This is a genomic window from Dietzia sp. DQ11-44 (genome assembly GCF_014145205.1).
Lineage (GTDB): Bacteria > Actinomycetota > Actinomycetes > Mycobacteriales > Mycobacteriaceae > Dietzia > Dietzia natronolimnaea.
This window is the reverse complement of the sequence record NZ_JAALEC010000432.1, coordinates 1-1,933: the sequence shown is the minus strand read 5'-3', so window position 1 is coordinate 1,933 and position 1,933 is coordinate 1. Positions and strand designations below refer to the sequence as shown.

Genomic DNA, 1,933 nt, shown 5'->3' with positions numbered 1-1,933 from the left:
GGTGTGGCTCGCCGCCCGCCGTGAACTCAGCCACATCGCCACCGTGACCGGACTGGAGGAGAACGAGCACTACCGTCGGGAGTTCGACGGTGACGACCTCGACCGGTGCGACACACGACTTCGGGAGCTGGGCCTCGATCCGGACGGGTACCGCCTCATTCCCGTCCACCCGTGGCAGTGGGAGCACAAGATCGCCGTGGTGTTCGGCCCCGACCTGGCCCGCCGCGACCTCGTCCACCTGGGCGAGTCCCGCAGTGAGTACCGCCCGCAGCAGTCCGTACGCACGTTCTTCGACGTGACCCGTCCCGAGCGCGGGTACGTCAAGACGGCACTGGCGGTGCAGAACATGGGCTTCACCCGCGGACTGTCTCCTCGGTACATGCGTGACACCCCGGCGGTCAACGACTGGGTGGCCGGTCTGGTGGCCGGGGATCCCGTGCTCCGGGCACTCGACTTCGGAGTCCTGCGCGAGGTCGCCGCCGTGGGGTACACAGGCGACGCCTACCACCGCGCAGCGGAGTCCGGCGTCTCGGACGAGGGGCCGCACACCAAGATGATCGCCGCCCTGTGGCGTGAGAGCCCGGTGCCGCGACTGGCGGAGGGCGAGCGGGCCTTCACGCTGGCCTCACTACTGCACGTCGACCTCCACGGGTGCCCCCTCGTCGTCGAACACCTGGAGCGGTCAGGGGCGGACGCCCGCACGTGGCTCCGCGCGCTGCTCGACGCCTACGTTCTGCCGGTGGCCCGCTGTCTGCTCGCGCACGGGTTGGTGTTCATGCCCCACGGTGAGAACGTGATCGTGGTGATCGGCCCGGACAACCTGCCGCGCCGGGTGCTGTTCAAGGACATCGGCGAGGAGGTGGCCGTGGTGACCGACCGACCGCTGCCCGAGGGGATCGAGCGGATCCGGCACCTCGTGGACGCCGAGACGGCCGCGTTGAGCATCCACACCGACGTGATGGACGGGGTACTGCGTCACCTCGCCGCGATCCTCGACGAGTCCGGGGTCCTGACGGCATCGGAGTTCTGGGACGAGACCCGCCGGTGCCTGCTGGCGCTGGGCGGCGACGGCGACGGCGACGGCGACATCGACATCGACGTCGACCGGACTGAGGTCGACGAGGCGACCTGGCAGGCGCTGTTCGCGCCGCGGTTCAAACACTCGTGCCTCAACCGCCTGCAGTTGCGCGACACCCGGCAGATGGTGGATCTGACCGATCAGGCGGGATCGCTGCAGTTCGCGGGCACCCTCGCCAATCCCCTCGCATCGAGCCCGACCGACCCCGCGGGTCGCGCGGGTCGCGAAGAGCGTTCCGAACACGTCGGCCGAGAAGCAGGTGTGCGGAACGCTCTTCTCGATGACGGAGCCCGCAGCGTGTCGTAGCGTCACTGGGATGAACGGGCGGGAACTCCAGAAATGTGCGGCGATGCGGGCACGCGAACTACCGGCGTCGACCCTGGAGTTCCCGTTCGGGCCGGACGTCGACGTCTACAAGGTCCGCGGCAAGGTGTTCATGATCCACACCGTTGTCGACGACGAGCCCCTCGTGGTGATCAAGGCATCACCCTCGGACGGCCTCGCCCTCCGTGACGCGTACGCCGACATCACCCCCGGCTACCACATGGACAAGAGGCACTGGATCTCACTGCACCCCGGGGGGAGCCTCGGCCCCGACGTGGTCGAGGAGTTGGTCACGGAGTCCTACCGACTCGTGGTGGCCGGGCTCCCCAGCGCGCAGCGACCGGTCGAGCCGCACGCCTTCGGGCGCGGGCAACGCTGATCCGGCTCAGTTCACCGGAGCGGTCTCCGGCGAACCCTCGGGCGACACCGAGGACCCGGTGATCGAGCCGAGCCGCTCCTCGCCCAGCGAGCCCTCCACGGCGTCGGTCGCCGAGTCCGTGTTGACAGCTCCGGCCAGCGAGTCGCCCACCA

At 69.5% G+C, this 1,933-nt stretch carries 2 protein-coding genes; both read left to right on the top strand.

The window, feature by feature from the left end; all coding sequences use genetic code 11:
• Positions 1 to 1,384: IucA/IucC family protein (locus G6018_RS11280; protein ID WP_182639634.1), on the top strand; the 1,384-nt coding region annotated here is incomplete at its 5' end.
• A 10-nt stretch (positions 1,385 to 1,394) separates the two neighbouring features.
• Entirely contained in the window at positions 1,395 to 1,781 is a 387-nt protein-coding gene (locus G6018_RS11275; RefSeq protein WP_182639633.1) for an MmcQ/YjbR family DNA-binding protein, read from the top strand.
• The last annotated feature ends 152 nt before the right edge of the window (positions 1,782 to 1,933 follow it).

Excerpts from the sequence above, each read along its gene's own strand:
- G6018_RS11275 (WP_182639633.1), top strand. The coding sequence starts at position 1,395 with ATGAACGGGCGGGAACTCCAGAAATGTGCGGCGATGCGGGCACGCGAA.